This window comes from Acetobacter estunensis (genome assembly GCF_011516945.1).
Classification (GTDB): domain Bacteria; phylum Pseudomonadota; class Alphaproteobacteria; order Acetobacterales; family Acetobacteraceae; genus Acetobacter; species Acetobacter estunensis.
Window position 1 is genome coordinate 102,446 of sequence record NZ_WOTH01000006.1, and the last position, 20,647, is coordinate 123,092.

General features: G+C 62.7%; 25 protein-coding genes. 1 reads left to right on the plus strand and 24 read right to left on the minus strand.

What is annotated here, in order from left to right:
- Window positions 1-160: 160 nt before the first annotated feature.
- The 4 genes from GOB87_RS04910 to GOB87_RS04925 form a co-directional block, all read right to left on the minus strand.
- Window positions 161-1,621, minus strand: a complete 1,461-nt coding sequence (locus GOB87_RS04910) for an NAD-dependent succinate-semialdehyde dehydrogenase (RefSeq protein ID WP_166313430.1) — start codon at window positions 1,619-1,621, stop codon at window positions 161-163.
- Between the two features lie 27 nt (window positions 1,622-1,648).
- On the minus strand, window positions 1,649-2,419 hold the full coding sequence (locus tag GOB87_RS04915; protein ID WP_166313431.1) for an exodeoxyribonuclease III: 771 nt from the start codon (window positions 2,417-2,419) through the stop codon (window positions 1,649-1,651).
- A gap of 6 nt (window positions 2,420-2,425) precedes the next feature.
- Window positions 2,426-2,770: a HesB/IscA family protein gene (locus GOB87_RS04920; RefSeq protein WP_166313432.1), complete on the minus strand. Its 345-nt coding sequence runs from the start codon at window positions 2,768-2,770 to the stop codon at window positions 2,426-2,428.
- A gap of 122 nt (window positions 2,771-2,892) precedes the next feature.
- Complete coding sequence (locus tag GOB87_RS04925; protein WP_166313433.1) at window positions 2,893-3,231, minus strand: P-II family nitrogen regulator; 339 nt, start codon at window positions 3,229-3,231, stop codon at window positions 2,893-2,895.
- A 205-nt stretch (window positions 3,232-3,436) separates the two neighbouring features.
- On the opposite strand from GOB87_RS04925, the gene GOB87_RS04930 reads away from it, so the two are divergent.
- Complete coding sequence (locus GOB87_RS04930; protein ID WP_373320687.1) at window positions 3,437-4,651, plus strand: UbiH/UbiF/VisC/COQ6 family ubiquinone biosynthesis hydroxylase; 1,215 nt, start codon at window positions 3,437-3,439, stop codon at window positions 4,649-4,651.
- A 389-nt stretch (window positions 4,652-5,040) separates the two neighbouring features.
- Here the strand turns inward: GOB87_RS04930 and GOB87_RS04935 are convergent, their stop codons facing one another.
- The 20 genes from GOB87_RS04935 to GOB87_RS16740 all read right to left on the minus strand — a co-directional run bounded on the left by GOB87_RS04935 (window position 5,041) and on the right by GOB87_RS16740 (window position 20,487).
- Window positions 5,041-5,343: a DNA adenine methylase gene (locus GOB87_RS04935; RefSeq protein WP_166313434.1), complete on the minus strand. Its 303-nt coding sequence runs from the start codon at window positions 5,341-5,343 to the stop codon at window positions 5,041-5,043.
- Between the two features lie 130 nt (window positions 5,344-5,473).
- Window positions 5,474-5,836 (minus strand): hypothetical protein, encoded by a 363-nt coding sequence (locus GOB87_RS04940; protein WP_166313435.1) that lies wholly within the window; start codon window positions 5,834-5,836, stop codon window positions 5,474-5,476.
- Window positions 5,833-6,240, minus strand: a complete 408-nt coding sequence (locus GOB87_RS04945) for a hypothetical protein (protein WP_166313436.1) — start codon at window positions 6,238-6,240, stop codon at window positions 5,833-5,835. Before GOB87_RS04945 ends, GOB87_RS04940 begins: the two co-directional genes overlap by 4 nt.
- Window positions 6,237-8,687: an SGNH/GDSL hydrolase family protein gene (locus tag GOB87_RS04950; RefSeq protein ID WP_166313437.1), complete on the minus strand. Its 2,451-nt coding sequence runs from the start codon at window positions 8,685-8,687 to the stop codon at window positions 6,237-6,239. The genes GOB87_RS04945 and GOB87_RS04950 overlap by 4 nt, the downstream gene beginning before the upstream one ends.
- Window positions 8,687-9,139, minus strand: coding sequence for a hypothetical protein (locus GOB87_RS04955; RefSeq protein WP_166313438.1), 453 nt, complete (start codon window positions 9,137-9,139; stop codon window positions 8,687-8,689). Before GOB87_RS04955 ends, GOB87_RS04950 begins: the two co-directional genes overlap by 1 nt.
- Entirely contained in the window at window positions 9,129-9,428 is a 300-nt protein-coding gene (locus GOB87_RS04960; protein WP_166313439.1) for a hypothetical protein, read from the minus strand. Before GOB87_RS04960 ends, GOB87_RS04955 begins: the two co-directional genes overlap by 11 nt.
- Window positions 9,425-9,742, minus strand: coding sequence for a hypothetical protein (locus GOB87_RS04965; RefSeq protein WP_166313440.1), 318 nt, complete (start codon window positions 9,740-9,742; stop codon window positions 9,425-9,427). Before GOB87_RS04965 ends, GOB87_RS04960 begins: the two co-directional genes overlap by 4 nt.
- The gene (locus tag GOB87_RS04970) at window positions 9,739-9,942 is read right to left on the minus strand and encodes a hypothetical protein (protein ID WP_166313441.1); all 204 of its coding nucleotides are present in this window, start codon (window positions 9,940-9,942) and stop codon (window positions 9,739-9,741) included. Before GOB87_RS04970 ends, GOB87_RS04965 begins: the two co-directional genes overlap by 4 nt.
- The gene (locus GOB87_RS04975; protein WP_166313442.1) at window positions 9,942-10,724 is read right to left on the minus strand and encodes a hypothetical protein; all 783 of its coding nucleotides are present in this window, start codon (window positions 10,722-10,724) and stop codon (window positions 9,942-9,944) included. Before GOB87_RS04975 ends, GOB87_RS04970 begins: the two co-directional genes overlap by 1 nt.
- Window positions 10,724-11,284 carry a putative phage tail protein gene (locus tag GOB87_RS04980; protein WP_166313443.1) on the minus strand — a complete coding sequence of 187 codons (561 nt, stop codon included), beginning with the start codon at window positions 11,282-11,284 and terminating at the stop codon, window positions 10,724-10,726. The genes GOB87_RS04975 and GOB87_RS04980 overlap by 1 nt, the downstream gene beginning before the upstream one ends.
- Window positions 11,281-12,375, minus strand: coding sequence for a baseplate J/gp47 family protein (locus GOB87_RS04985; protein ID WP_166313444.1), 1,095 nt, complete (start codon window positions 12,373-12,375; stop codon window positions 11,281-11,283). The genes GOB87_RS04980 and GOB87_RS04985 overlap by 4 nt, the downstream gene beginning before the upstream one ends.
- Window positions 12,372-12,851 (minus strand): phage GP46 family protein, encoded by a 480-nt coding sequence (locus GOB87_RS04990; RefSeq protein ID WP_166313445.1) that lies wholly within the window; start codon window positions 12,849-12,851, stop codon window positions 12,372-12,374. Before GOB87_RS04990 ends, GOB87_RS04985 begins: the two co-directional genes overlap by 4 nt.
- A gap of 54 nt (window positions 12,852-12,905) precedes the next feature.
- A complete protein-coding gene (locus tag GOB87_RS04995; protein WP_166313446.1) occupies window positions 12,906-13,460 on the minus strand; it encodes a phage baseplate assembly protein domain-containing protein in 555 nt (184 codons plus the stop codon).
- Window positions 13,457-14,785 carry a phage baseplate assembly protein gene (locus tag GOB87_RS05000; RefSeq protein WP_166313447.1) on the minus strand — a complete coding sequence of 443 codons (1,329 nt, stop codon included), beginning with the start codon at window positions 14,783-14,785 and terminating at the stop codon, window positions 13,457-13,459. Before GOB87_RS05000 ends, GOB87_RS04995 begins: the two co-directional genes overlap by 4 nt.
- Window positions 14,782-16,191: a DNA circularization N-terminal domain-containing protein gene (locus tag GOB87_RS05005; RefSeq protein WP_166313448.1), complete on the minus strand. Its 1,410-nt coding sequence runs from the start codon at window positions 16,189-16,191 to the stop codon at window positions 14,782-14,784. The genes GOB87_RS05000 and GOB87_RS05005 overlap by 4 nt, the downstream gene beginning before the upstream one ends.
- On the minus strand, window positions 16,188-18,287 hold the full coding sequence (locus tag GOB87_RS05010; RefSeq protein WP_166313449.1) for a phage tail tape measure protein: 2,100 nt from the start codon (window positions 18,285-18,287) through the stop codon (window positions 16,188-16,190). The genes GOB87_RS05005 and GOB87_RS05010 overlap by 4 nt, the downstream gene beginning before the upstream one ends.
- Before the next feature lie 3 nt (window positions 18,288-18,290).
- On the minus strand, window positions 18,291-18,434 hold the full coding sequence (locus GOB87_RS05015) for a hypothetical protein (RefSeq protein ID WP_166313450.1): 144 nt from the start codon (window positions 18,432-18,434) through the stop codon (window positions 18,291-18,293).
- Entirely contained in the window at window positions 18,431-18,802 is a 372-nt protein-coding gene (locus tag GOB87_RS05020; protein WP_166313451.1) for a hypothetical protein, read from the minus strand. Before GOB87_RS05020 ends, GOB87_RS05015 begins: the two co-directional genes overlap by 4 nt.
- The gene (locus tag GOB87_RS05025) at window positions 18,799-19,155 is read right to left on the minus strand and encodes a phage tail tube protein (protein WP_166313452.1); all 357 of its coding nucleotides are present in this window, start codon (window positions 19,153-19,155) and stop codon (window positions 18,799-18,801) included. Before GOB87_RS05025 ends, GOB87_RS05020 begins: the two co-directional genes overlap by 4 nt.
- 3 nt (window positions 19,156-19,158) lie before the next feature.
- On the minus strand, window positions 19,159-20,487 hold the full coding sequence (locus GOB87_RS16740; RefSeq protein ID WP_242006163.1) for a hypothetical protein: 1,329 nt from the start codon (window positions 20,485-20,487) through the stop codon (window positions 19,159-19,161).
- Window positions 20,488-20,647 lie beyond the last annotated feature (160 nt).

The following is a 20,647-nucleotide window of genomic DNA, read 5'->3' on the forward strand; positions in this document are numbered from 1 at the left end:
CAGATTGCGATTAGTGCCTCCAATACCAGATTTGGAATATGGCTCTTTGAGATCACTCACGACCAGTATGAAGCGAAACCAGCCCTAAAATAAACCGAGGTCGAGGAGGCCGAGCCTCCTCGTGGGGTTCGGGGCTAAGCCCCGAGAAGCAAGCCGCCCCTCAGAACTTCAGCCCCGCTATATGCAGCGCCTTGGTCTCAAGGAACTCCTCGATCCCTTCCGCGCCGCCTTCACGGCCAAGTCCGGACTGCTTCATTCCGCCAAACGGAGCACATTCCATCGACACGGAACCGGTGTTCACACCGACCATGCCGTATTCCAGTGCCTCGCCCACGCGCCATGCGCGGCTCATGTCCTCGGTGTAGAAATAGGCAGCCAGACCGAACTCGGTGTCGTTGGCCATCCGCACGGCCTCGGCCTCATCCGTGAATTTGAAAATCGGCATGACGGGACCGAATGTTTCTTCACGGAAAATCCGCATGGTGGTTGTAACGCCTTCCAACACGACGGGCGTGGCAAAGCAGCCATTGGTCTCCAGCGGAGCGCTGACATAGGACGCGCCTTTGGAGAGCGCATCCTCCACATGATCGCGCACCTTTTTCACGGCGGCCTCGTTGATCAGTGGCCCCATGGTGTTGCCGTCTTCCAGTCCGTTACCGACCTTGAACTTGGCGACTTCCTCGCGGATGCGCGCCACGAAACGATCATGGATGCCAGCCTGCACAAGGATGCGGTTGGCGCACACGCAGGTCTGTCCGGTATTGCGGAACTTGGCGGCGATGGCGCCCGCTACGGCGGCATCAAGATCGGCATCATCGAACACGAGGAAGGGCGCGTTGCCACCAAGTTCGAGGCTCAGACGCTTGATGGTGTCGGCAGACTGCCGCATGAGCAGCGCACCGACCTGCGTGGAGCCGGTGAAGGACAGCTTGCGCACGGTGTCGCTGCCTGTCAGCACGGGACCGATTTCCTTGGCTTCACCTGTCACCAATGACATCAAGCCCGCAGGCAGCCCGGCGCGCTCGGCCAGAACGGCCAATGCAAGAGCGGAATAGGGCGTCAGTTCGGACGGCTTGAGCACCATGCTGCACCCGGCGGCGAAAGCAGGCCCGCATTTGCGGGTGATCATGGCATTGGGGAAGTTCCATGGGGTAATGGCCGCCGTGGTGCCAACGGGCTGCTTGAGGGTGAGAACGCGGCGGTCGGGCTGGTTGGGCGTGATGACCGCGCCGTTGATGCGGCGGGCTTCCTCGGCAAACCACTTGAGGAAGGAGGCGCCGTATTTCACTTCGCCCTTGGCCTCAGCCAGCACCTTGCCCTGTTCGATCGTCATGATGCGGGCGAGATCATCCGCGTTGGCCATGATGAGGTCGTGCCACTTCATGAGGATGTCGGCGCGAACCTCGGGGGCGCGTGTCTTCCATTCTTTCTGGGCGCGATCGGCGGCCTCGATGGCGCGCTGCGTCTCTTCAGCGGTGCAGGCCGGAATGGTGCCGATGGTCTCGCCGGTGGCCGGGTTGGTCACGCTCATCGTCTTGCCCGATGACGAGTTGATCCATTCACCAGCGACAAGAGCCTGCTCGCGGAAAAGGGACGGGTCGTTAAGGCCGGTGATGGGCATGGGGAAGCTCCGTGTCAGGAAAATGGATCAGGAAAGGGTGATAACGACCGGCACATGGTCGGAGGGCTGCTCCATGCCGCGCTCATCACGGTCCACCTCGGCGGTGAGAAGCCGTTCGGCGATACGGGGTGAGAGCAGCATATGGTCGATGCGCAGGCCCATGTCGCGGCGGAAAGCGCCCGCCTGATAGTCCCAGAAGGTGTAGATCGTCTCTTGCGGATGCAGGGCGCGGACGGCGTCCGTCAAACCCAGCCAAAGAAGGCGCCGGAAGGCCGCGCGGCTTTCGGGGTGGACGAGGGCATCGGTGGGCGGCAGCGCGCCGGTTGCGAGATCCTTGTCCGTGGGACAGACATTGTAATCGCCCGCGAGGATGAAGTCGGTTCCTTCGGCCAGCATGGCTTCGGCGTGGCGGGCAAGGGCGTCGAAGAATTCCATCTTGCGCGCGAAGCCTGCCGGGCCACCGGAATTACCGTTGGGCAAGTAAAGGTTGCCCACGGTCAGGGAGCCTGTGCGGATTTCGAGAAACCGTGCGGGTGGTTCCTCTTCACTCAGGCCGGGGAGTTTGCGGGCAAGAACCTCGGCAGGCGCGCGTGCGAGGGTGGCGACGCCGTTATACGACTTCTGGCCGACCACATGCGACGTGTAGCCGATGGCTTCAAACGCTTCGGTCGGGAACTGGTGCGCTTCGCATTTGATCTCCTGAAGAAGCAGGAGGTCGGGCTCATTGCGCTTGAGCCAATCCAGCACGAGATTCTGCCGCTGGCGGATGGAGTTGACGTTCCACGTCGCGATTTTCATCGCCGTTCAGCCCGCGATGGAGAAGCTGGTGCCGCACCCGCAGCCCGAGGCGGCGTTGGGGTTGTTCACTGTGAAATGCGCACCCATGAGCTTGTCCACGTAATCCAGTTCCCCGCCGTCCATCAGATCGAGGCTGGCGGGATCCACTGCGACACGAATGCCGTGGGCTTCCACCACCAGATCGTCGGGAGCGATTTCGGGATCGAGCCGGAATTCATACTGGAAGCCGTTGCAGCCACCCGCGGACACTGCCACGCGCAGCGCCGGCGGCGGACTGGCCTCTCCCTTGGAGGCGATGATTTCGGCAATGCGCCGGGCGGCGGCGTCGGAGACGGAGAAGCTCTGGGTCATACCGGAGATAATGGGCGCGGGCGGCCGGGAATAAAAGAGGAAACGCGCCCTCCTGTGTGTGGAAGAAGGGCGCGTGTTTCACAAGAGCGGGAAGAGAGAGGTGACGGATGGGGTGACGCCGCTCAGAGCGCCTCGTCGCCGCTTTCACGGGTGCGGATGCGGATGACGCGATTGAGGTCGCTCACGAAGATCTTGCCGTCACCGATCTTGCCGGTATGGGCGGACTGGAGGATGGCCTCCACCACCTGATCGACCAGCGCATCGGACGTGGCGACCTCGATCTTGATCTTGGGCAGGAAGCTGACGTGATACTCCGCGCCGCGATAGATCTCGGTCTGCCCTTTCTGGCGTCCGAAGCCTTTGACCTCGGACACGGTCAGCCCCTGAATCCCGAGCGGCGAAAGCGCGTCGCGGACGTCGTCGAGTTTGAAGGGCTTGATAATAGCCGTGACGAGCTTCATCCCAGTTCCTCTTTGTTCATCCCGAATTTCACAACGATACCGTAATGGCTTTCGCACAAAAGCATATCGGGCGCTCCCTGTCACGCGCTTCGGGATGGTATGAACTCACAAAGCATGCAAAGAGTTTCACCGCTTGCCGTCGGGCGTGGTTCCGTTCTGTGCTCAATGGCGGAAAAAAGCCAATTTTTGCGAAGAGGGCGCCAGCATGAGCATGTCCGCACACACTGTCACCGAAGTCGATATCTGCATCATTGGTGCGGGTCCGGTCGGTGCCACGCTGGCCTGTCGTCTGGCGCGTGAAGGCGTGCCCGTGGCCGTGGTGGATCGCGCAGCACTTCCGCCCATGGAAGACCCCGATTTTGACGGGCGGGCCTATGCGATTGCGGCGGGCTCCAAGAACCTGCTCGAAGAGGCGGGCGTGTGGGAGCGACTGCCGCAGATTCCATGTCCCATTGAGGACATTCTCGTAACCGATGGGCGTCCCGGTGAGCCGCCATCGCCGCTTTCCTTGGAATTCACCCGTGAGGACTCGCGCCAGCCGTTCGGCTGGATGGCCGAGGCCCGGGCGCTCCGCGTGGCTCTGAACGCGACACTGCACGATGCGCCTTCGGTGACGCTGCTGGCGCCTGCGGAAGTTGTCATCACGCGAAGCGATGCGGGTGTGGTGGTGCGCGCAAAAGACGGGCGGGAAATCAGGGCGCGTCTGCTTGTGGCGGCTGACGGCCGAGGCAGCCGGACACGTTCGCAGGCAGGTATCCCCATTACGAAGCTGCCCTATGGCCAGAGCGGAATCGTTTGTGCGATTGCGCACGAACTGCCGCACGACAACGGTGCGCTGGAGCATTTCCTGCCGGGTGGTCCGTTTGCCCAGTTGCCCATGACCGGCACAGCGGAGCATCCGAACCTGTCAGCCATTGTGTGGAGTGAAAAGGACGCAATGGCCCAGCGTCTGGTGGCGTTGCCCGACGAGCTTTTCGTGCGGGAACTCAAGCGGCGTATCGGGGACCGGTTGGGGGAGGTGAAGCCTGTCGGGCGCCGATGGGTCTATCCGCTTTCCGCTCAATACGCCCAGCGTTATACCGCCACGCGGATGGTGCTGGCGGGGGATGCCGCACATGGCATCCACCCTATTGCCGGGCAAGGGCTCAACTTGGGTTTTCGCGATGTGATCGCGCTGGCGGATCTGTTGATCGAAACGCACCGCAAGGGAGAGAATCCCGGTGCGCCATCGGTTCTGGCGCGCTATCAGCGTCGGTGCCGTCCCACCAACATGCTCATGTTCGTGGCGACCGATGCGCTGGATCGGCTGTTCAGCAATGACAATCCGGTGCTGCGATTGGCTCGCGATGTGGGGATTGCCGCCGTGCAACGTATGCCGCGTCTGCGTAAGGCGTTCGTGAAGCATGCGATGGGCGTGTGAATGAGCCGTTTCTGTTTGGTTTGTAAGGGTTGGGTTGAGGCGATTATCGAGAGCGTCCTGAGCGGGCGTTTTGCTCGGTGGAATCTTTGACAGCAAAATAGTTGTTTGTTTTCCAGTGGTTCTGGGAAGAGTGTTCCCCGCACACGCGGGGATGAACCGGCTCTGGCAAATCGCTTTCGTCCAGTATCATGGTGTTCCCCGCACACGCGGGGATGAACCGGACCAGTTGGCGGAGAACTCCCGCCGCTTGGAGTGTTCCCCGCACACGCGGGGATGAACCTGACTTTGGCGGCGGCAAACGTCACCAGTCCGGGTGAAGCGCGCCGGATGGTTTTGCACAGCCGGACATATAATCCCGCCCCCCAAAACCACGCCATTTAACTCGCGCCTCAGACCTCTCTCAGAGGCCGATTAGAAACCACCAATTCTCCTCTCACCCGTCCAGTTCCACCACTCTGACGGTCAGCATAGCGCGTCGCGACGTCCATCATCTCAAACCCGTCAAACACCTCACGCACCTCATGAGCCGCCACCACACGACGGCGGAAAAATACACCGCCCATGCCCACAAACGGCTCAATATACGACCGATGGGGAATCGCCTCGATCTGCGCACAGATCCGTCGGGCCAATAGCTTCTTGCCACCCACATACGCTGCCGGCGGCAGCGCAAAATCGCCTCGTTGCTTCATAGTCTGGGACACTCGATCATGCGCCCGCCTCTGCAGAGGTGGCGGGCTGGTTTTCCAGGCGTGTGTCCGCACGCGGTTCGGCTGTTGGCGCAGCCATACCCCCGCCTCGAAACGAGACGACGGAAATGGATCAATCTCGCAGTCGCATCACCTCTCTCTCGCGCCATCCCGCATCCAGCATCTTCAGACCCAGACCAACCGCCAGAGGTTCATGTCCAAACCGGCGGCGCAGAGCAGACCAGCCGCGCTCATTCCGCTCAGACCGCATAATCATCGCCAATCGATGCACCCATGACCGGGAAACACCCGTCAGCGCGGAAATCTTGCGGATCGATAGATCCTGTCCGCCCGATCTGATCCGACGTTCACACAGATCCGCGACTTTCCGGCCGATCTCGACGGGAATCAGACCATACGGCCCTCCGCTTGCCGCTTGCGTCACATACGCTTCGACCGACGCATAGCGAGACGTCGCCAGGCCATAAATGTTCATTTCTCCGGCACCTGCGGCGGCACTTCCTCCACGTCCGGTGGAAACGGTGGCAGAGGATCAAAACGACGAGGTTGTCGTCCGGCTGCCTCGTCCAGCTCACGAACCATCAGCCGGGCAGCGAGCGCCTGCGCCTGCACTTCGGATAGAATCGACAGCAGTTGCGCTCGTGACCGGTGCAGAGCGTCCTGCTCCGCAATCCGCTCATCGAGCAGCGCGTTCAGGCGCTCGACCAGACCCGTCGTGCTGGCAACCAGCCCGAGCGCCATCTGGTCGGCCTCCAGACGTTCACGCCTTTTCTGCACACGCATCCGCAGTGCGTTGCCGAACATCCCGCTGAGAAATGTGCCAGCGAACTCGGCAGGCCCAGACAGGGCCTGCCAAATCGCACCCAGATGCCCGATCATGAGAAGGTATAAACGCGCTCATTCGTGGACGGCGTCGGAGTCGGTGTGGGAGCCGCGCCCCAGCCACCGACCAGTGCGGCAAACTTCGCCGTAAATCGCGGAGCGATCATGGAGTGCGCCCGCAACGTCGGATGGTCTTTGTCCGCCGCCTCCATCGTACCGACACCCAGATTGACCAGGCGCGCGATATCCTCCCCGAAATCCCACAACTGCACTTTCGTGTCAGTCGGATTGGCAGCCTGATAGGCGGTCACCGCCGCCTGATAAACAGGGATCAAGGCCGTCTGTGACGAGTTGTGGTCACGCATGCTGAACGGGATCGTGACAATGATCCACGCATCTGGAGCCGAGCCGCGCAAGTTCGTGATCGCCGCCTGGATCGCCGCCTGAAACTGTGTGGAATTGTAATGCGTGGCGTCATTGTAACCCATATTCAGGATAAACGCCGTCGGCATCGTGTTCGTGTCGCCGTAGCCGGACCAATGCCCGTCGCTGTCGAGAACACTGTTCGCGCTGTCGAGCATATCCCACGACGTGTTGAACGCCGGAACGCCCCCGTCACCAGGACCGTAGAGAAATCCAATGCCCCCCGCGGCTTTGATGCACAGGTCATACCCCAGCTCATCCAGCCCCTGCAGGAACATAAACGAGTGACAACAACCGTTGTCGCCGTAGTAGTTGCTGGCCTGATCCACCACATTGTTGGCGTGAACGCCCTCGGTGATGCTGTCACCAAAATAGACCACATACGGCCGCAGAGCGCGGGCCGTTCCGGGTGTGGAGGCCGAGTCGATCTGTATGGACGGCAGCTGCACATTGCCCACAGATCCCGCCGCATAACGAGCGGTCACAGCCCAGCCGAGCACCGTGGGATCGGTATAGGCGAGGAAAACCTTGGCGGTGTTCTGCCCACCAGGAATGATGTTGCTGAGCGTGATATCAGCGTTCGCAATCTGACGAAGTTGTGGCGCTCCGTTGACGAAAATATTCAGCGAGTTGGGCGCCGAGGCGTTCCCCATTTTGAGAACAGCAGACGGAGAGACCGCTGATGCGGTCCACGTAAACTCGAACCACGCGCCGTTCCAGATCGATTTCCGGTAAACAGATCCGCCACGTCCGGTATCGCCAGTCCACCCACTGGGAGAGAACAGGATCGATTTGTCCGTGATCGGAACCAGAGTTGTGTTCTGCGTGACGGCGATCGACGTGCTCTTGGCTGAAATGCTCGTGTCAGAGAGCGTCGCGCCCACCATCGTCGAGCCCGTCCCAGACGGCGTGAACGTCAGCTGCGCGGAGGTCTGTCCCACTGCAATCGTCGCCGTAGCCGGCGAATAGGAGCCCTTGCCGTTCGTCCAGCCCGTAATCGTCTCGGCAGAGGTGGCAGGGTGATCCAGCGAATAGGTGACGACAACCGAACCGCCAATCAGCACAGACGATTTATCGACCGTCGGTGTCAGTGTCGTCGGATTCTGAGCCTCCGTTCCAGCTGTCAGCGACAACGCGGCTGGGTCCGTCAGGCTGGCATTGTTCGTCACCGACAACGTGCCGGTTCCCGACGCCGACGGTGCCAGCGTAAACGTCACAGGAGACGTGCTGCCCGCCGGAATCGTGACCTTCTGCGCCGACAGAGTGCCCGTCAGCGTCGTGGTGAGCGTAAACACCGCGTCCGCAGTCAGCGCCGCGCCTGCGCCCGGAGTGATCGTGAACGTCGATGCCGTGCCGACCGTCAGTGTAGCCGGACCCGTCAGCGTGTAGGTGCTGAACGGTGCCGTGACAGCGGCGGCCGTGTAGCCAGAAAACGCCGTCAGCCCAGCCTCGTTCGTCGAACTATTCGCCCCGCCCTTGTAGGAATAACAGGCGACACCGATCGAACCCGTCACGTTCTGCAACGCGGCGGTCGTGTCGGTAAGCGTATGCGTGCCCACCACGTTGCCGCTGCTGTCGGTCATTGTCAGAGTGATGGTCGTGGTGGCGCTATCGGTCTGGGTCCACTCCACCTCACAGGTGAACGGCACACCCTGATATGAGGTCGTCCCGAATGTGTCGGTCGCATCCCCGATCCACGTGGTTGCCCCGTTGACCAGCGTGTATGCCCCCATGTAGGGCAATCCGGAGGACGACAGTTCCACACCGACCGCGTAGGCGGTGGCCGTGGCATCGTCCGCCCGGTTGGAGCGGAAAATAACGTAGAACCGCTGGTATTTTGTCGCGTCCGCCGAGAAAATGGCCTTACCGTCCTGCGTGTTCTCGGCCGTGGGGCGTAGAAGCTGCCATTTCAGGTAGCTCGAACTGTCGTCAGCGATACGCCGCAGCACGCCACCGCTATCCGTGCCGTAGGCGCCACCAGCAATATCGACCCAGCCGTCAACCAGCGCAGCACCCGCTGCGACAGACGCTGTCGCAGGCAGAAACGACGTGGTGGAGTGCAGCAGTGTATAATCAACCATCACACACCTCCCAGTGTCGTCGTGCCGTTCGTCTCAAACACGATCCGCGTCACGGCTCCGGCCGTGGTGTCCACAGTCGGCGGTGTGCTGCCGGGGTAGAGAACGCTGCCACCGCTGGACGCACCCGGCGGGAGCGTCACTGCAAATCCCCCGCTCGCCGGCTGCTCCACAGAGAGAATCAACTGCTGAACCTCGGTGCCGTCGCCCTTCGCCAGCGACAGGACCGTTGCCTGTGTCGGCGTCAGCACGACCATTTTGGAACCAACATCCGCGAATGAGAGCGCCACTGACGCTCCCGGATTTTCCACCGTCTCAACAGGGATCTTCCCCGCCAGCATCCGCGCGCCATCCACGACGAACATATCGCCGTTAGCGCCAAACCCGACGAACAGATCGCCCTCAACAGGCTCGCGCGTCGGTAGCTCCCCATAGGGAACGCCGTTAACTTCCATTGTTGTTCTCCTGATTTTCCATTGTCGCCGCCGCTGCTCCACTGGCTGTGGTGGGCGTCTGTCCGCTCGCGTTCACCGCCACGAGCGCAGATCCACCGATCTGCGCCACGACCTGTTGCGACACCGCAGGCGAGAGTGCGCTCAGGGAAACCGTCGATCCGTCCGAGAGCGTGAGAACCGCATGCCCGGCCGCGTCGAGCGCGGCAGAGATCGCAGTCGCGCTCAGCAGGCGCGGCGCGCCCGGAAAAACGCGCACACTCAGCATCGCGCTGGTCAGGGGACCGCTCACCGCGTTACCCCGCGCCGCATCGTGATCGAAAACACCTCTGTCGGCATCACCACGCCGTTCGGCCACGTCACGTCCAGATCGCACCACAGCTGCCCAAGCGGCCATTGCGTGGTATCCGCCGCACGCAACTGAACGACGCCCACCTGATCGGGCACGATTTCGGCTGTGAGCGTGGCCACCAGCGTGCCCAGCGCGTCACGGATCTGAGAGGCGAATGAGCAGCCGCTCAGATCGGCCGGATTGCCGTCCGAGCCGTCCACGCACACCACCACGGCAAACGGCAGTCCGGCCCGAAACAGGAGGGTCTGGCTCATGCGTCCACCCATGTCGGCATGCCGTTCGCATCCCGGCCGCGCTGTTTTCCCGTGGGTGGATAATTCAGCCCGAACTGCTGAAATACAGCAGCCGACACCGGCACCGTGTCAGACGGCCAATTCGCTCCGTATTCCCTGTGGCTTGAACCGAGATAGAAACACAGCGTCGTGGGCGACCACCAATATGCCTCGGCGCTCATCAGATACCCTCCGCCCACCAACTCATTGAGAATCCGCCCGAGTTCAGCAACGTCATCCCCTGGTTCGTGTAATTTCCGACGGAAAACACCGATCCACTGGGCATATCGGCGTCCAGCTGCACCGCGCCGTATTCGCGGACCTCCTGTGGAAACGGCACCGGAAACTGAATGTTGTAGATCTGCGGCGTGCCAACCTGAGGCGTGATCACGCGCCCCGACTGTCGGATGATCCCGTCCGGAGATTTCCGGTAGGCCATCATCGACCCGTCAGTTCCGTAGCTGCTGGCCGAGCTGTAATCGGCGGTCGAGACCAGGCGCAAATCCGAGCCGGAAATAGGCGCGACGTGGAAAAATCCCTCGTCGAAATACATATTTCCGACGGCCGTTGCTGCATTCAGACTGGCCGAATTACTCCGAACGAGAACACCGATATCGCTGCCGCCAATCGCAATGCGAAACGCACCGAGCGTCGTATCCCAACCCAGATTAACCTTGTTCGTGCTCTGGTTTGGGGCGCCTCCCTGTTCCACAGGCGTGAACCCGACAGCAGCACTCGCCGCTGCCTGCGCCACAATTTTCAACAGCGCCTGATAGAGCTGCGTCAGATCATCCGGGGACGGCGTGAGTCCGGCAGCCGTGATGACTTTCATCAGCTCGTTCTGAACCGCGTTCTTGTCGGTCGCGATCAGCGAGGTGCCCGGAACACCGTTCGCTACGTCGCGATCCACAAACTGACGCACGCCGTTCACTGTCACGTAGCCGGGGGCTGACGTGTAATCCATCAGTTCGCGTCCTCGTATTTGAAAACCACCGTCAGATCGGGCGGATTGTTGCGCTGGATCGGACATTCCAGACCGGTTTCGTGGTTCGGCAGCATCACCACCCAGATGAACCGGTCTCGGAGTTGCGAACACACATCCACACCCGTGACGGCCACACCGCAGATCGCGGGCTCCGGTTCATCAATCGAAATCGACACGCCTCGCGCTGTCGCCAGCCGCTCGAAAAACCCCCACGTCACACCGGCCGAGCCGATCCAGCGCGCGTTGTCGAACGCCTGTCGCGCCGCCAGCGTCAGCGTCGTCGGGTCGGTGCCACACGGATCAGCGCCGAGAACACGCTCGTAATCGCTCAACAGCAGCGTAGAGTTCGCCGGACTGATTTCGTCGGCCAGAGAGGCGAGGAACGTCTCCAGATCATGCAGAACGTAGGAAAATCCCCCGACCAGAACGCCAAGGTTCGATCCGTCCGGACGCGGCCACGCCCAACCCTGCGGCAACAGACCGGCGAAAAATCCGTTGCGCGTCTCGTCGAGTGTGCGCGGAGCCTGCGTGCCGCTCACGAGGACGCACTCCACAGCACAGCGCCCAGCACGGCGAGTTGATTGGCCGCCAGCGTCTCGTTGTCCGCAGGAGAGGTGATGATGTGGCTGGTAACGGTCGTAACCGACGACACCGCGTCAGAGAGTTGCGAGGCATAGAGCGTGTCGCCCAGACCCGTTCCCGCGTAATAGGCCGCAATCGCCGCCTGCACCTCGGTGCGGTTCGCCTCCGTATCCGGCGTGATCGACAGCACCACATTGCGGGTGACAATCTCGGCCGGCATCACCGTCACATTCGCGCGGACGACCCGACGTGACACATCCTCCAGATAGAGCTGGATATTGAGCAACTGCGCATCGGTAGGCGCCACACGCCCGGCCATCGCAACCGCAACACCCACCGTACCGACGCCCAGCCATTGCGGAATGACGTTGACGTAGGCAGCTCCAGCCGCCTCAGCCCACCGCTCGTAGTCCTGACGGGTGCCCCCGCCAGGCGGGTTGCGGATCGCGTCAATGATGCGCGCGCGCCAGTTCTCCGCGTTTTCCTGCGCGGCGCCCCCAGCCAATCCGCTGCCGTCCACCACACAGGACGAGGCTCCCACAATCGGCGTCACAGCCGTCAGCGTCGTGCCAGCTGCCAGATTGCCGGTGGTGCCCGTCACACTGGCCTGGACCGGAACCGCGCCCACGGCACCGGCCGCGATCGTGGTCTCAGCAGTCGCCACCCAGTTCACCGTGCCATCCAGCGTAAACGTCTGGCCGATAGGGATCACGGCCGACGCGGACGCCGAGGAGGAAATCGTGACATCCACGTTGCCGATAGCAGCCTGCGCCGGAATGCGCGGCGTGCTCCATTCCACCGCGTGGTCCGGCAAAAGGCCGTTCTCGGTGGCCGTCGTGACCATCAACTCCAGACACCAGTCGCGGGCGTAGCGATAGACGCCCGCCATCTCCAGCGCGATGGCCGAGGCCAGAACCTGCTCGACGGAGCCCGGAACATTCGCGTCGAGAACCACCTGCGAGCCGTCTTCGGCCTGCACCGGATTGGAGAGAAGCCACGCCGCGAAACGCTGCGCGATCGTCGCCGGAGCGGGAATGGAGAGGGTCACGATCCAACTCCGGGTGTGCGCACCGACACGCCCGACGTCGCCGCCGAAACCTGCAAAACACCCGGCTGCAACCACACCGCCGCCGTCTGGATGCTCTCACCCGTCCAATCAGCCAGAGCCGAGACCGCCTCCGCCGCATAACCAATGGCGGCCACGCGATCCGTTTCGTCAGATTTTCCGCGCTCCAGCAGCCACAGCCGCGACCCCAGCCGCACACCCTCGGCCAGCAAAATATCGCCCGGCCAGCCACGCCGCGCGAATGCGCCTGCGGATTGCGCGGGCAGTAGGGCAATTTCAGTGGGGAGCGTGTCGGTCGCATCCGCGCGCCGGTCGCTGCCCAGACAAACGAGCAACGCTGTCGCAACCGTGCTGTCCAGCGCGATCCGGCCTCGGCCATTTCCCGTGGAACGTACCACGAGATCGCAGGAGCGCAGGCTCCCACGGAAACGAATCATCATTCCGGCCGTAGTTGTCATGGCGCGCATCATCGCGCGCGCGGACTCGTTTTATCAGGTGGGCAGCCGTCACCCCTATTGGGGCGCGCCCGTGCTGCCAGAGCCGGTTTCCACACCCGAATGCGTATGTTTCTCCAACGAGATCGATCCCGCCTTCACGTCGCCTCTGGCTGTGACGTCACCCGACACGCTCAGATTGCCCGTCACCGACACACCCTCAGCCGTCACCTGCAAAATCGTCGTGCCGCCCACGCTCACAGCCATTGACGTGTGCGCATCCACACGCACCACACGGCCACCGCTCAGCCAAACGCGCTGTCCCACAGAGTCGTAGAGGCAGCTGTCGCCCTCAGGCAGATCGCCAAACCGCGCGACCGAGGGATTGGACGGCGGCAGAGCTACCACATCGGACGGATCTCCTCCCGCACGCAGCATGTGCGTGACGGCCCCGTCGTGGGGCACGTGGGCCGCAAACCCGAACGGATAATGCACAGGCACCTGCGTGCGCGGCATCCCGCTATGCGCCTGCATATCCGCCGTCTGTTCGGCACCGGCATCGTCCACCGCGTGCAGCACCACACGCGACACATGTGCCCGCAACGCCATATGCAGCCGATCCGTTTCTCTCACCGCAACGAACTCCCATGAGCGGAGCGTCGGTGATCCTCGTCGCCTATCAGATCGTAGGCATCCAGCCTCACCACAGAGATCCGCGTGCGATAGCCCTGATCGTCGCTCACATAGGTCACGGCCCCGATCAGCATTTCCTCGTCCACGCCCGCATAGGCGTCACGAACGTGCACCCGTGTGTTCGGGCGCCACAGCACCCCGTCCACGTCGAACCCGGCAACCGTGTAAATCCGTGCGGTGCCCTGCGCGCGTGTCGTGCGCATTCGCCAATCGGCCTGATCCTGCAGCGTCCACGGATCGCTCGCCTGCCGCGTTGCTGTCCGGGATCGGGTGCGGCGCCGTGATCCCGCGCGATACGCGCCCGCGTTCACGCCCTGCGTGCCCCAGTTGCCCGCCGCCTGAGCGTCCAGAACCGGATTGCCCGCATTCTGCGCGGACTGGGAGCCTCCCGATTGCGTCGCGGCCAGCCACACGCGCGGCCGCCACCGTCCCACGGACGTGTCCACGGCATGCCCGAACCGCAGCGTCGCAGCCGACTCCTTCGCGGTGAACGTCGTGTCTGAGGCGCTGACCGGCTTATCAGAGGGGGATTTGACACCGTTGAGCGTGGCTGTGGCAGGACGCTCCAGACTGCGAAACGCCCCCTTTACCCACACGTCCGAATAATGCTCACGCACCGACACGCGCCCCTCCACGGACAGCACGTTCCCCGGAAATTCCAACGCGGCCGGAGCCTGCGTCGTGCCGGCTTTCGTCAGTCGCAGACCACCGATCCCGTCGGAGACCACCAGCACGCCACGCTGCCGCGCGTGTTTCTCGATCGTTTCCATCGCGGACTCACTCGGATCGACGGCCACCAGCGTGAACGGCGCGCCCATATCGGTGTCACTGTCCACCGACAGACCAAACGGCTGCACCAGAGATCCCACCAGCGTTGCCAGTGTCACCTGCCGATATTCCCCCGGCCCCAGTGGAGCGCCGGTGCAATCCACCAGATCGCCGCTCACGTCGCGTCCGGAAATGACGCCCTGCGCCTGTTGCTCCGTCACACGCAGATCCAGCTCCTCGACGTGCCCGCGAAAAATCGTCTCGCCCGCGACATCGACGCGCACAGGCATGTGCTCGCGGATCACCGGAGAGGACGTAACCGCATCCGAAAAACCCGCCTGCGCATCCCGCAGCGGATCGTCCAGCGTCACCCGGAACGCCCCGCAGATATCCGCCAGATCGCGACCTACCTCGATCGAAACCGCCGTGGTCAGTTCAACCTCACCGATCCACACGCGGATCTGTCGCCGCGATCCTTGCACCGAAATCACCGTCACGAGGAGGGCTCCAGAACCGCAATCGTCCCTGGTCCTACGAGATCAGGATGCAAAATCCCGTTGCGTGCGATCAGATCGTCCCATGTGCTGGCCACAGCAGATCCCGTGTCGCCCGCCACCGCATAGGCCAGAGCCCACGCATTGACCGTCCCGCCGACCGACACGCTCACCAGCGCAGGCAGCCGCCCGATCCGCGCATTGATATCGGCCGTCACGGCCATGCGCGCATCCATAACCGCCAGAGACAGATCCAGCACCGGAAACGTCACCAGCGCGGCTGTCGCCTCAATGGATGTCTCCAGCGCATCGAGCGCCGCCAGCATCGTGTCGCGTGACGCCACCGCGTCCGTTTGACTGGCGTAGGTCTGGCCGGTCTGCGCTGCCAGCGCCTGCGCCACCGTGACGATCCGCGCCACCAGAGCAGTGCCTGCCACAGCACCCGGCTGCACAGACGTGAGCGCTGACGCGCTGGAGGAGGTGCCAATCTGTGTCGCCGCGCTCAACAGAAGGGCGACAGCATCTGCCGGCGCAATTCCCGCATCCGTATCGCCCGCCACCTCTGTCGCAGGCGCCACGGCCGACGTATCAGAGACCGTGGCTGCATCGGCCAGAGCGACCGGAACTCCCGAGAACACGGTCGTGATCGTGTCAGCCCACGTCGTGTCGGTATTTTGCGTCGGCTCGCTCACCCCTCCGGCCAATGCCGCCAGCGCTGCAGCCGTCGCGGCCTGAACACGCGCGGACGATCCGCCGCACACACCGTCCCAAACGCCCGAGACGTTACTCACCACGCCGTTCACGGCCGACGCCAGCGCCAGACCCACTGAAACCGGAGACAGGATCGAGCGCATCACCAGCGTGGCCTGATCCATCAGCGAATCCGCCGAGGTCAGGACATTCTCAACCGTGTTCGCAATCGTGGAGAACAGGCCGCCAGATGTCGTGGGAACAGGCTCGCGGACAAACGTCGCCTCGAATCGTGCAACGCCGATCTCACTGTCCGAAAACTCGATCGTGCCCGGCTGCAACAGCCGACACCGCAACGATCCCCACCACGGATGCACCAGCATCGCCGCACCGGCTTGCATCAACGCCGTCCGCATCCGTGTGGCGCGGATCACATAATCGTCGCCAATGATCAGCCCACGCACATGAATCGGGCCGTCCAGTTTGCCAAAATCCTGAGCGCGCCACCTGTCGGAGCCGGGGAACCACAACTGGATCAGCCGTCGCCCAGCCTGATCCTGCGAGGACGGCATGAAAAACGACACACCCCGCCAACTCGCCGTTGCCAGAATAGACCCGAACGGTCCTGCCAGCAGGCCACCGACACCGCCTGCTGACCCCAGTGCGGCCAGACCCTCTCCCTGGGCAATTGAGCCAATGCTGCCGAGTGCGCCGCTCATGGCCGGCTCACCATGCGCCCACGATCAGGACTAACGCTCACAGCTCCCGGTGTGCCGCCCGTCTGGCTCACCCGCAGCCCCGGATCGTGCGACACGTGCAGGCTGAACGCACCGCCGCCGCCTGGCATTGCCGGCACCGGCTGCGCCGAACCGAGACCCAGCATCCGTCCGATAGACGAATTGGCAATCCGACTCTCCATTGTGGAAAACGCCGAGGTGAACCCGTCGAAAATGTGGGAAAACACGTCCCCGATCGAATGAGCCCAGCCGGTCATCGCGGTCCACAGACCAGCAAACCATGTCTTAACCGGCTCCCAGTGTTTGATCAGCAGATAGGCCGCGCCACCCAAAACCGCGACAGCAGCGATCACGGCCGCAACTTCAGGCCCAACCAGTGCCGCCAATCCAACAAATACCCAGCGCAGCGCGGCTATAGCCCCACGCAGCAGGCCAACACGTCCAAACAACAGAGAGAGGCCAGAGGACAATGGACCCATCACCGCCCGCAACACGCCCAGCACCGTGGCAAACGCCAGAAACGCTCCTACGCCACCCGTGATTGTAGTCGCCCAGCCACCTGTCACACGATTTGCGAAATCGAACGCGGACGTCAGACCGTGGAGCACCCCCGTCAGCACATTGAGTGTCGGCACGAAACTCGTGCCAATACGCCGCTGCAGCTGCGCCAGAGCCTCCTCAAACGACTGCAGCCGCACCAGCGTGGACTGGAGCCCTGTATCGAAATCCTCATTGATCACTGACTGGTTTGCGCCAGACGTTCTCTCGTGAATCTGCTGATACTGATCCCAGTGCTGCAGGATCGCCTGAACAAACCCCTGACTCTGCTGGTTGCCGAACAGCGTTCCCAGAACACGGGAGTCCTGTCCGTGCCGGGTCAGGCGATCGACCTGCGCCAACACCGCCATCATCGGGTCTTCCCCGGCCGCTTTGGCGTGGTCCTTGATCGCATACAGATCCACGCCGAATTTTTTGAAACGTGCCGCAACGTGCGGATTGATAATATCGGTCAGGAACTGGCGCGTGTCCGTGACAGCCTCGCCCTCGGTGCCGGTGGATTTGCGCACGACAGCGAGGGCAGCCGCCAGATCGTCCACACCTGAGCGTCCGGAGACACCCAGTGCACCCGCCTGCGCGGCCACTTGTGGCAGCAGCGGGGCGAGTTGCTCGAACGGCAGATCCGCCGATTTCCCCGCGAGTGCCAGCGACGCCAGCGCGCCCCCCAGCTGGCCGTCACCAATTTTCATTGATTCCTGCAGCGCGAACGTCGATTTCGCTACAGCGTCCGGCGCCGCGTTATAGGCCGTCGCAATGTGCGCAACCGTCGGCAGAACCGCGTCCAGCCGGTCGCCGGTGTAGCCCTCACGCGAGAAAAACCCGGCTGCCGCCGCCAGATCGGACCCGCGCGTGCCCGTTGCCCGTGCCAGAGCATCCAACCGCTCGCCAAACGCATGCCCATAATCGACGTTGGCCTGTCCGTGCAGTCCCAGGCCGATCCCAATATGCGTCAGATCGTTGTCATACTCAGCCGCCGCATGGATCGGCTCAATCAGCCCAAACCCCGTCGCGGCCGCGCCAAACGCATGCCCAACGCCCGCCTCGATGGAGGAGCCAAAACCACCGACCGCGCCCCCCAGTCCGCGCAGACGCCCCATTGAGCCACCGCCGCCACCGGACGAACCACCGCCAGCCGGCGCACCGGACGCCTCACGCACCCGGTTCATCGCGCCGACCGTCTGTTCAGCGGCCGCCTCGGCGCGCTGACCCATCGTCGTCAGACCCTCGGCCGCCTCAGCCGCCGCTGAGCCCATGCCGGTGATTTCCTCGCGCGCCGTGCCCGTCGCTGCCGCGACCGTCTCCGTGACGGCCGTTGTGCGCTCCAGCGTCTCGTTCAGGCCGCGCGTGGCCGAGGTCGCTCGCGCAACAGGTTGCGTCAGCCCGTCAAACGGGTCCGCAACCCGGCGCAGACGCTCCAGCGTCGCATCGATTTTTTCCAGAACTTCTGTGACGCGGTTGAGCGCGTCGGTCGAACCAACCGCGAAATCCAGCTCAAACTGCGCGCGGAGTGATTGGCTCATTGCTCAGCCCTGCGCCTCAATCGCCTCGCGGTGCCGCTCGGCCAGCCCCGAGGGCGAAGCGCACCAGAACGCCACCTCCTCATAGGGCATCTGCAAAATCTCACTGGCCGAGAACCGCAGTTCCCGTGCCAGTGAAGCAAAAATCACTGGCCAGTCGTCTGGCCACTCGGCAAAAAACTCGCCGCCGCTTCACCGAGCTGCACGATATCGTAGCCGTCCAACCCGTTGAAAAACGCAGTGCCCTTCGGCCCTGCCATTCCCACGGCCGCCAGCACCAGAGCCTGCACCCGGTCGCCCTCGCGCTTGGCATTCATCACGTCCACCATCGCACGCCCCTTCAGGCGGTTGAGCGTCACCTGCGCAGGCCCGCCATCAGGCGGATAGGCCAGCGTCGCCGTGATCGACCCATCGGCGTTGCGCACGTATCCCGGCGGCAGTCCGTCCTGTGACACGGGCGCATCCGTTCCAGCCACGCCTGCGTCACTCACGCTGGCCACATCCTGAACATCCATCACGAAATTTCCTCAAATGTGCTCATGTCCCACGTGATCGGCATCTTGCCGCCATCGTCGGTCATCGTCGGTGCATCGGTGATATAGGCGTCGGGGAACACCCAGCTCTGGCCTGTGTCCGCCACCACCTGCAATTCGCCCTCGTCTCCCGGATTGAACTGGGAGAGAGACTGCCCTTCCAGCAGCAACGGCGTTGCTTTGCATTGCCCCTGCTGGAATTGCCGTGAGCGGTGCGCGGAGAAACCTGCCACCTGCGTCACGTTGCGCATCGCCGGAAGGCGCAAGCTGCTGCCCTTCTGGCAGTCGTATTGCACGCCTTTCCACCAGATCGAGAGAATACCAACTGAAACTGCCATCTCTTACACCTGCATCTGGATCGAGGTCGCAACCACGATCAGCGAGCCGATCACCTGCACCGGCAGCGCGCAGTCCACGCGATTGCGATCCGTCGGGTGCAAAATGAACCGCGCTTGTTTGCTCAGCGTGGACGTGTTTTCGATCCAGCCCTGATTCTCATAGAGTTTCGACTGACCGACCCACGAATTTTTCAGAATGGAGGGCGTAACCACGCCCGCCGTCGCCACGTTCGCCAGAGCCGATCCATCGTCGGCCAGCTTCGCGCGCGGATAGGTGGTCTCGATAAACAGGTTCCACTCGTAGCGAATGCGCGAAATCGTCGCGTGGACCATCACGTCGCGCCACGCGGTCGTGGCGTTGCCGTTCGCATCCATCTGGCTCGTGGACACGGCCCGCTCGATCGTGACCGTCCCGTCCTGGCCAACGAGAAATGTGCTCATCCCGTCGCCCAGCAGCACGTTGCGCATCGCATCGTCGAACGTCGCGTCGCAACTCCAGCGCAGAACGGGCGTGTCGGCGACTGTCCGCTGCTCAATCAGCACCAGAGGGATATAGGCACCCGACGATGGAGAGGGGATGCAGAACAATTCCTCAGCCGCCGCATCGCCGTAGAAACCAACAATCTCCTGACGCCACTGCGCCTGCGCCTCGGGCGACCAGTCCTCCCCGGATTTCTCGCAGATTTTCCGATACAGCCCGTCGTCCAGCGCATCGTCGAACGTCGTGCGCAAAATTCGATAGGGCCTGCGTCCCGCACGCACGTCCTGCACCAGCACGTTGAACGGATTGGTGTCGCCGTTATGCGTCGAAATAATCACCACTTTTCCGCCCCACATCAGCAGAGCGAGGGCGGCTTTCAGCACCTCCGCCAGATCGTCGTGGAACGCGGCCTCGTCAATAATCACCAACCCCTGCATACCGCGCAGGGCACGCGGGACGGACGGCAGCGTCAGAATTTTGTTGCCCGACGCCATATCGATCCGAAAAATCTTCACGTCCTTCTCAGGATGGTCCGGATCGTTCCAGAACGTCTCGTTGACGGCTCCCGCTACAGCCTGCATCGCCGCTGCGTGTTCCGCGCAATAGTCGATAAACTCGCGGGCCATCTCCAGATTGTAGCCCATGTAGAACACGTCCATTCCGCCCTGACGCGGGTCCAGTCCCGCGAACAGATCGGCAATGAACGAGGCGCACCAACTCACACCCGTTCGCCGCGATTTCTCGTAGACAACGACCTGATGTGCCCAGACCTCGGCCATGAGACGGCTCTGATAGGCCAGAAAAAGGGCATCCCCGATCAAAGCGACAGGCTTGTCGTTTTGATCGCTCATGTCCGCGCTCCGAATGCGTCGCGCATCAGCGCCTGGACAGTCTCCCGGTCTAGGGCTTGTGGGGATTCACCGTGAATGGATAATGGCTGCGGCGAGATAGATCATGGCGCTGAAGCTTTTGTCTGTTTTGTCTGCCCGCATTGCGATGCGTTTGAATTCC

Excerpts from the sequence above, each read along its gene's own strand:
- GOB87_RS04910 (WP_166313430.1), bottom strand. The coding sequence starts at position 1,621 with ATGCCCATCACCGGCCTTAACGACCCGTCCCTTTTCCGCGAGCAGGCT.
- GOB87_RS04915 (WP_166313431.1), bottom strand. The coding sequence starts at position 2,419 with ATGAAAATCGCGACGTGGAACGTCAACTCCATCCGCCAGCGGCAGAAT.
- GOB87_RS04920 (WP_166313432.1), bottom strand. The coding sequence starts at position 2,770 with ATGACCCAGAGCTTCTCCGTCTCCGACGCCGCCGCCCGGCGCATTGCC.
- GOB87_RS04925 (WP_166313433.1), bottom strand. The coding sequence starts at position 3,231 with ATGAAGCTCGTCACGGCTATTATCAAGCCCTTCAAACTCGACGACGTC.
- GOB87_RS04930 (WP_373320687.1), top strand. The coding sequence starts at position 3,437 with ATGAGCATGTCCGCACACACTGTCACCGAAGTCGATATCTGCATCATT.
- GOB87_RS04935 (WP_166313434.1), bottom strand. The coding sequence starts at position 5,343 with ATGAAGCAACGAGGCGATTTTGCGCTGCCGCCGGCAGCGTATGTGGGT.
- GOB87_RS04940 (WP_166313435.1), bottom strand. The coding sequence starts at position 5,836 with ATGAACATTTATGGCCTGGCGACGTCTCGCTATGCGTCGGTCGAAGCG.
- GOB87_RS04945 (WP_166313436.1), bottom strand. The coding sequence starts at position 6,240 with ATGATCGGGCATCTGGGTGCGATTTGGCAGGCCCTGTCTGGGCCTGCC.
- GOB87_RS04950 (WP_166313437.1), bottom strand. The coding sequence starts at position 8,687 with ATGGTTGATTATACACTGCTGCACTCCACCACGTCGTTTCTGCCTGCG.
- GOB87_RS04955 (WP_166313438.1), bottom strand. The coding sequence starts at position 9,139 with ATGGAAGTTAACGGCGTTCCCTATGGGGAGCTACCGACGCGCGAGCCT.
- GOB87_RS04965 (WP_166313440.1), bottom strand. The coding sequence starts at position 9,742 with ATGAGCCAGACCCTCCTGTTTCGGGCCGGACTGCCGTTTGCCGTGGTG.
- GOB87_RS04970 (WP_166313441.1), bottom strand. The coding sequence starts at position 9,942 with ATGAGCGCCGAGGCATATTGGTGGTCGCCCACGACGCTGTGTTTCTAT.
- GOB87_RS04975 (WP_166313442.1), bottom strand. The coding sequence starts at position 10,724 with ATGGATTACACGTCAGCCCCCGGCTACGTGACAGTGAACGGCGTGCGT.
- GOB87_RS04990 (WP_166313445.1), bottom strand. The coding sequence starts at position 12,851 with ATGACAACTACGGCCGGAATGATGATTCGTTTCCGTGGGAGCCTGCGC.
- GOB87_RS05005 (WP_166313448.1), bottom strand. The coding sequence starts at position 16,191 with ATGAGCGGCGCACTCGGCAGCATTGGCTCAATTGCCCAGGGAGAGGGT.
- GOB87_RS05010 (WP_166313449.1), bottom strand. The coding sequence starts at position 18,287 with ATGAGCCAATCACTCCGCGCGCAGTTTGAGCTGGATTTCGCGGTTGGT.
- GOB87_RS05025 (WP_166313452.1), bottom strand. The coding sequence starts at position 19,155 with ATGGCAGTTTCAGTTGGTATTCTCTCGATCTGGTGGAAAGGCGTGCAA.
- GOB87_RS16740 (WP_242006163.1), bottom strand. The coding sequence starts at position 20,487 with ATGAGCGATCAAAACGACAAGCCTGTCGCTTTGATCGGGGATGCCCTT.